Genomic DNA, 8,386 nt, shown 5'->3' with positions numbered 1-8,386 from the left:
CTGTTATAGCATTAATTGAAAGTGTGAAAAATCATATTTTCAAGTCAAAAAGTTCTAACCAATAATTCCAAAAAACACATGAAAACCAGTAAGTTAATCGGTTTGTTTCTTGCAATCTTTGTATTGCATTCTTGTTCTAAAAAATCGGCTGCCGATTTTGATTCCGACTTCTCGTTATACAAGGATTATATATCGAGTTTTTCTTCTGGTTATGTTTCGGTCAGTTCCGATATTCGTGTGCAATTGGCATTCAATAAAAGTGATTGGAAACCCAACCAAGAATTAGACGAAGATTTATTCGACATTTCTCCAAGTATTTCAGGAAAAGTAATAGCACTTTCTAATAATACCATTGCCTTTATTCCGAAAGACAAATTGGAACAAAATACGTTGTATCAAATTACGCTGCATCTTTCGCAAATCAATGATAAAACTCCAAAAGAATTGGAGGATTTTAAGTTTTCGATTAAAACCATCAAGCAAGATTTCATTGTCAATACATTAGACTTACAATCGTACGATCCAGATACCTATTATTTGAATGGAACAATTAAAACCGCTGATAATTTATCTTTTGAAGATGCTCAAAAATTGTTGAAAGCAACGCAAAATGGTGATGATTTAAAAATAATTTTTGATAAAGCAACAAGTACTTCAACGGAATTCAAATTCACTATTGATAAAATAAAACGTTTTGATGACGACAGCGAAATTACCATTGCTTGGGATGGCGATGATGCAGATATTGAGCAAGAAGGTGAAGTAAAATATCCAATTCCAGGTAAAAATCAATTTAAAGTTTTAGATATTAAAATTGGTGACGAGAACAACCAATCTTTACTTATCAATTTCTCCGATCCATTAAAAAGAGATCAAGATTTTAAAGGATTAATCGCAATTGAAAACACTAACAATTTGAAATTTGCCACAATGGGCAACGTTTTGAAAGTGTTTTTCAGCAATGAAGCCAAAAATTCTGAAGTAGATAAAGGAAATTCAACTGAAACTATCACAGAAAGTGTAACTGCTGCTGTTGATTCGGTCGCTGTTGCTGTTGACACTGCTGCTGTTGCAGTTGATTCGGCTGTGGCTTATGTTGCACCAGTAGTTGAAGCTGTTGAAGAAGAATCCAATGTTCAATCGTTTGCAGGAACAAAACTAGTCGAAGTTTTTCAAGGAATTGAAAGCGAATACGGTTACAAAATGAAGCAAAATTATTCCGAAAAATTACAATTTGAACAAATAAAACCAGCCGTTCGCTTACTAAAAAGCGGTACGATTTTACCAAGTTCTAATAATTTAAAAATTAATTTTCAAGCTGCCAATTTGAATGCTGTTGATGTAAAAGTGTATAAAATTTACAAAAACAACATCATGCAATTCTTGCAAAATAATGAACTTAACGGAACACGAAATCTGAAACAAGTAGGACAATCGGTCGCCAAAAAAACCATCGAATTAAAACAAAACAACCTACTCGATTACACCAAATGGAATACCTATGCTTTAGATATTTCTAAAATTGTAACTCCAGAACCTGGTGCGATTTATCGTGTGGAATTTTCATTTAAGAAAAAATATTCACTTTACAAATGTGGAAATGAAACGCCAAATAACGAAGAAGAAAATCAAGATTCTGAAGAAGAAAATGAAGACGACGTCAATTATAGCGGCAACAATTACGACTATTATTACTACGAAGAAGATTATGATTATAGAGAAAGTCTTGATCCTTGTACTGACTATTATTATTACAACAACACAACCATTGGAACTAATATTCTAGCAACCGATTTAGGTGTAATTGCTAAACGCGGAACAGATAAATCGGTTACAATTGCAGTTAGTGATATTGTTTCGACTGATCCAATTTCGGGTGCAACTGTAACTTTATACAATTACCAACAACAAAAAATTGCCGATTCTAGTACTGATGGCGATGGAATGGCATCGTTCCAATTAGAAAAAATTGCCTATTTCGCAATTGTAACTAAAGGCGACCAAAGCACTTATGTGAAATTAGACGACGAATTATCTTTATCTGTAAGTGATTTTGATGTTTCAGGCGAGACTTTGCAAAAAGGTTTGAAAGGATATTTATATGGAGAAAGAGGCGTTTGGCGTCCAGGAGATACTTTATTTTTATCTTTCATTTTAAATGATAATGCCAATAAATTACCTGAAAATCATCCGATAAAAATTAGAGTAAACGATCCAAGCGGAAAAACGGTTTATCAATCGGTTCAAAAAGGAACGGCTTTCAGTCATTATAAATTCATAGTTCCAACGCAATCAAGTGCGCCTACAGGAAATTGGGAAGCTGTTGTAAGTGTTGGTGGAGCTCGTTTTTACAAAAGTTTAAAAATTGAAACTATTAAACCTAATCGTTTAAAAATCAAAAATAGTTTCAATGATGCTGTACTTTCAACAAGCAAAAACAACGTCAATAACATTCAAGTTTTATGGCTTCACGGTGCAGTAGCAAAAGATTTAAAAACGGAAGTTCAAGCTAAATTCTCGCAACAAGTAACTACGTTTAAAGGATTTGACAAATACGTTTTTGATGATCCAACAAGAAGTTTTTCAACCGAAGAAATCAATATTTTTTCAGGAAAAGTTGATGGAAATGGACGTGCATCTATTCCTATTAAACCAACATTGCAAGGTCAAGCACCAGGAATGTTGAAAGCCGCTTTCATCACAAAAGTATACGAACAAGGCGGCGATGTTTCTACCGATGTGGCTTCGACAACGTATTCTCCATATCAAACTTACATTGGTGTAAAAGCGCCACAACCAAACAAATATGGTTTATTAGAAACTGGAAAAGCCAACCGATTTGATATTGTAGCAGTTTCAGAAAACGGAAAACCAAAATCAGTTCGGAATTTAGATGTTCGAATTTACAAATTAGAATCACGTTGGTGGTGGGATGCATCTAATGATAATTTGTCAAATTATAGTTCGTCAACTTCAACAATTGCTTACAAAAACTTTAGAGTTTCAACTGATTATTCAGGAAAAGCAAGTATTTCATTTGTGGTTCCAGAAAACGATTGGGGTAACTATTTAGTTCGTGTTTCCGATCCAAATGATGGTCACGCAACAGGAACAAGAGTTTATATAGATTCACCATATTGGTCAGCTCGTTCTAAAAATGAAGATGGAAAAGCTGCGACAATGTTACGTTTTTCAACTGATAAAGAGAAATATGCTGTTGGTGAAACTGCCAAAATATTCTTCCCATCAAGTGAAGGCGGAAGAGCTTTAATTTCTGTAGAAAACGGAACAAAAGTCGTAAAAACACTTTGGGCAAAAACCAAAAAAGGTGAAACTACTGTCGAATTACCAATTACTGGTGAAATGGCACCAAATGTATATATAAATGTAACTTTATTGCAACCTCATGCATCAACCAAAAACGATTCACCTATAAGAATGTACGGAATTGTTCCGATTGAAGTTGTTGATAAAAACACAGTTTTAGAGCCACAAATTTCGATGCCAGATGTGCTTCGTCCGGAGCAAACAGTGAATGTAAAAGTATCTGAAAAACAAGGTAAAGCAATGACTTATACTATTGCTGTTGTTGATGAAGGTTTATTGGATTTAACGCGTTTCAAAACTCCAAATGCTTGGGATAATTTCTATACTCGCGAAGCATTAGGCGTTAGAACTTGGGATATTTATGACGATGTAATTGGTGCTTATGGCGGAAAAGTAAATCAAGTTTTCGCCATTGGTGGTGATGCCGATTTAGGTGGCGGAAAAGCTAAAAAAGCCAATCGTTTCAAACCAGTCGTGATGTATTTCGGTCCATTCGAATTAGGAAAAGGTGATTCTAAAACGCATCAAATAAAACTTCCAAAATACATTGGTTCCGTTCGTACGATGGTTGTGGCTGCCAATAAAGAAAATAGTGCTTACGGAATGGCTGAAAAAGCTACACAAGTAAAAAGTCCGTTGATGGTTTTGGCTTCGTTGCCAAGAAAAATTTCTCCTTCTGAAAATGTTACGATTCCTGTTACGCTTTTTGCGACAGAGAAAAATATTAAAAATGTAACACTTCAAATTAAAACAAATAATGCTGTTAGAGTTCTTGGAAAAGCAAGTCAAATTGTAAAATTCACAGAACCTGACGAAAAAATGGCGTATTTCAATTTAAGTGTTGGAAACATAACCGGAATTGGAAAAGTGCAAATCATCGCCACATCAGGAAAAGAGAAATCTACTTATGATGTTGAAATTGATGTGATGAATCCAAATCCTGTTACGACAACTTACACCGATATTATCATTGAACCAAATAGTTCTAAAAAAATATCTTGGGATTTATTTGGTGTAGCCGGAAGCAATAAATCTAAAATGGAAGTTTCATCAGTTCCAACGGTAGATTTTAGCCGAAGATTGGATTATTTGATTCAATATCCACATGGATGTGTAGAACAAACCACATCATCAGTTTTTCCACAATTGTATTTGAATGATGTAATGGATTTAGATGCGACTCACAAACAAAGAATTCAGAAAAATGTAACAGCTGGAATCCAAAAATTAGGGAATTTCCAAGTGGCAAATGGCGGATTTGCTTATTGGCCAGGAAATGCCGAAGCTGACGATTGGGGAACATCTTACGCAGGACATTTCTTAATTGAAGCAGAGAAAAAAGGATATGTTTTACCAATTTCTTTCAAAAATAAATGGATTTCCTATCAAAAGAAAATGGCAAAACAATGGCGTTTTGAAAAACAATATGGTAACGATTTTGCACAAGCATATCGTCTTTACACTTTAGCTATTGCTGGTTCAGCCGATTTAGCTTCGATGAACAGACTTCGTGAAACGGTTGGAATTTCTAACGAAAGTAAATTGCGCTTGGCTGCAACTTATGCTATTATCAAACAAAATTCGGCAGGTTTGGCGTTATTGAGCAAATCAATGATTGACGAACAAAACGAAGATGGTTACTACTATTATTATGGTTCGAACGAAAGAAATCGTGCGATGGCTTTAGAAACTTTGGTGTTGTTAGGTCAAAAACAAAAAGCTTTTGCTATGGCAACCAAATTGGCAAAAAATCTTTCAAGCAACCAATGGATGAGCACACAAACAACCGCTTACGGATTATATGCTATTTCAAAATTTGCACAAAGTAATGGTAGCAAAGGCGTTTCTGTTCAATATACGAATGGTGGAAAGTCAGTTGTGATTAATACCAACAAAACAGTTGCTCAACGAAATTTAGCTTTAGTTTCAGGTAAAAATTCGGTTACGATTAAAAATAACAAGAACAATACAATTTTTGTTCGTGTCTTGAATAGTGGAATTCTTCCTGTTGGAAAAGAAAATGTGGTTCAAAACAACTTATCTGCCAACGTAGTTTTCAAAGACCGAAAAGGAAAAGCAATATCGGCAACCAAAATCGCTCAAGGAACAGAATTTATTGCAGAGGTTACGCTAACCAATCGTAAAAACGAACGAGTAGAAAACATCGCGCTATCGCAAATTCTACCTTCAGGATTCGAAATTGTAAATACAAGATACACTGAATTTGGTGAATCAACTTCCAATGTTGCTGATTATATCGACATTCGTGATGATAGAGCCAATTACTATTTCAGTCTTCGTGGTGGCGAAACAAGAACGTTCAAAATCTTGTTAAATGCTTCGTATCTAGGCAAATACTACTTACCGGGATTACAATGTGAAGCGATGTATGACAATGAATTCTTGGCTCGAACTAAAGGTCAATGGGTTGAAGTGGTGAAGTAAATTATTAACCGCAAAGGCGCCAAGAAAGCGCAAGGTTCGCAAAGTTTATTTCAATAGGCTTGAGAATCAAGTGTAAAAAAATCAACTTTGCGGTTAATTAACTAATCTTTGCGAACCTTGCGAAAAAACTTTGTGCCTTTGCGGTAAAACAAAAAATGAAACAAAAACTCCAAGCGTTTCTTCAACGCATTTTAAAATACATCAAAACCAACAAAAAGAAATCTGCTATTGCATTTATTCTTCTTGTGGTTTACTATTTTTCATTGCCAAGAACACTTTTTGAAGAACCGTATTCCACAGTAATCGAAAGTAATGATGGCGAACTTTTAGCAGCCAAAATTGCTCGCGATGGACAATGGCGCTTTCCTGCCAAGGATAGTATTCCAGATAAATTTAAAAAATGTATAACGCATTTTGAAGACGAACATTTCAATTACCATTGGGGTTTTAATCCTGTGGCGATGGTAAAAGCTATTCAACAAAATCGAAGCGCAGGAAAAGTAGTTCGTGGCGGAAGTACTTTGACGCAACAAGTGATTCGTTTGTCTCGAAAAAATAAAAAACGTACTTATTTCGAAAAAGTAATCGAAATCATTCTTGCCACTAGATTAGAATTTCGTCATTCTAAAGAAAAAATTTTAGAATTATATGCAGCTCATGCACCTTATGGCGGAAATGTTGTTGGACTCGAAATGGCTTCTTGGCGTTATTTTGGAGTGCAATCGCATCAACTTTCTTGGGCAGAAACAGCTACTTTGGCAGTTTTACCGAATGCACCAAGTTTAATTTATCCGGGTAAAAATCAACAAAAGTTACTTAAAAAACGCAACACTCTTTTACTAAAATTGTACAACGAAAAAGTTATTGATAAAATGACGTATCAGTTGTCAGTTGAAGAACCGTTGCCTCAAAAACCCTACAATGTTCCTCAAATTGCACCTCATTTATTACAACGAATTGCAAAATCTGATGAAGGAAAACGCATTAAAACTACGCTTGATATTTCGTTGCAAAATCGTGTGAACCAAATTGCTGCTTATTATTACAATCAATACAAGCAAAATGAAGTGCACAACTTGGCTATTATGGTTATTGACATTCAAAATCGAAACGTAATTAGTTATGTAGGAAATTCCCCAACCGATAAAGATCACGATAAAGATGTTGATATAATTTCGGCACCGAGAAGTACAGGAAGTATTTTGAAACCCTTACTTTATGCATCGATGTTAGATTCAGGCGAACTTCTTCCAAATACTTTGGTTGCTGATATTCCTACACAAATTTCGGGTTATGCTCCGCAGAATTTTAATCTGACTTTTGATGGTGCAGTTCCGGCGCAAAGAGCTTTGTCGCGTTCGTTGAATATTCCAGCAGTTTTGATGTTACAAGATCACGGTGTGAATAATTTTTATGAATTACTTCAAAAATTCCAACTGAAAAACATCAATAAAAGACCAGATCATTATGGATTATCTTTAATTCTTGGCGGTGCCGAAAGTAATCTTTGGGATTTGTGTAGAACGTATGCTAATTTATCTTCAACCGTTAATTATTTCAATACAACAAAAGGAAAATATCGAAATAATGAATTTGCCGAACTGAATTACGTTAACGGATTTGAACAAGATTATGGCGATGAAACCAATCAAAAGCCTATACTTGGTGCAGGTTCTATTTACTTGACTTACAACGCTATGAAAGAAGTTAATCGACCTGAAGGCGATGAAGCTTGGCGTTTTTACGATTCGTCATTAGATATTGCTTGGAAAACAGGAACCAGTTTTGGAAATCGTGATGCGTGGGCAATAGGTACCAACTCTAGATATGTAGTTGGCGTTTGGGTTGGAAATGCTTCTGGTGAAGGACGACCACAATTGACAGGTGTTGACAGTGCTGCACCAATATTGTTTGATGTTTTTAATTTATTACCACGAAAAGCATTCTTCAGTCCGCCATTGAATGATTTAGAATATGCCGATGTTTGCACCAAAAGCGGTCATTTAGCTCAAGATGATTGTCCGAAAACCAATCAATTGATTCCTAAAAATGGTAAAAAAACCAGTATTTGTCCGTATCATAAATTGGTGCATTTGGATGCTTCACAACAATTTCGAGTAAACAGCAGTTGTGAAAATGTAGATAATATTGTCACCAAAAAATGGTTTGTTTTGCCACCAGTTATGGAATGGTATTACAAAAGTCAGCACATCGACTATATGCCATTGCCACCATTTCGCGCCGATTGTCAACAAACGCAACAAGCATCGATGGATTTTATTTATCCAAAAACAAACAGCAAAATATACCTCACCAAAAACTTTCAAAGTAAAGTGCAACCTGTAATTTTAAAAGTGGCACATTCCAACAAAGAAGCCAAGCTTTTTTGGTATGTTGATAACGTATATAAAGGCGAAACCCAAACGTTTCACGAAATGCAAATTGAAGCCAACACTGGTTTTCATTACATCACGGTTGTAGATGAATTTGGAAATGAAATTAATAGAAAGGTTGAGTTTGTTAGAGATTAGGAGCGAATGGTTTGCGAATTCTTGGTTTCCTTATTCCTGCTTTTCGTTCTACTTCGTGCCACTGCAATCAGTCCCGAAACTTC

2 protein-coding genes are annotated in these 8,386 nt (G+C 35.2%); both read left to right on the top strand.

Features of this window, described 5'->3' with window-relative positions; translation table 11 throughout:
• The first annotated feature begins 78 nt into the window (after nt 1–78).
• Complete coding sequence (locus DIU01_RS06855; protein WP_290832822.1) at nt 79–5,772, top strand: alpha-2-macroglobulin; 5,694 nt, start codon at nt 79–81, stop codon at nt 5,770–5,772.
• Nucleotides 5,773–5,927: 155 nt separating this feature from the next.
• Nucleotides 5,928–8,303 (top strand): penicillin-binding protein 1C, encoded by a 2,376-nt coding sequence (gene pbpC / locus DIU01_RS06850; RefSeq protein ID WP_290832820.1) that lies wholly within the window; start codon nt 5,928–5,930, stop codon nt 8,301–8,303.
• Nucleotides 8,304–8,386: the final 83 nt, after the last annotated feature.

This window comes from Flavobacterium sp. (assembly GCF_003525665.1).
Taxonomy (GTDB): domain Bacteria; phylum Bacteroidota; class Bacteroidia; order Flavobacteriales; family Flavobacteriaceae; genus Flavobacterium.
Note: the sequence above shows the minus strand (reverse complement) of the source record. Positions and strands in the feature narration are given on the sequence as shown.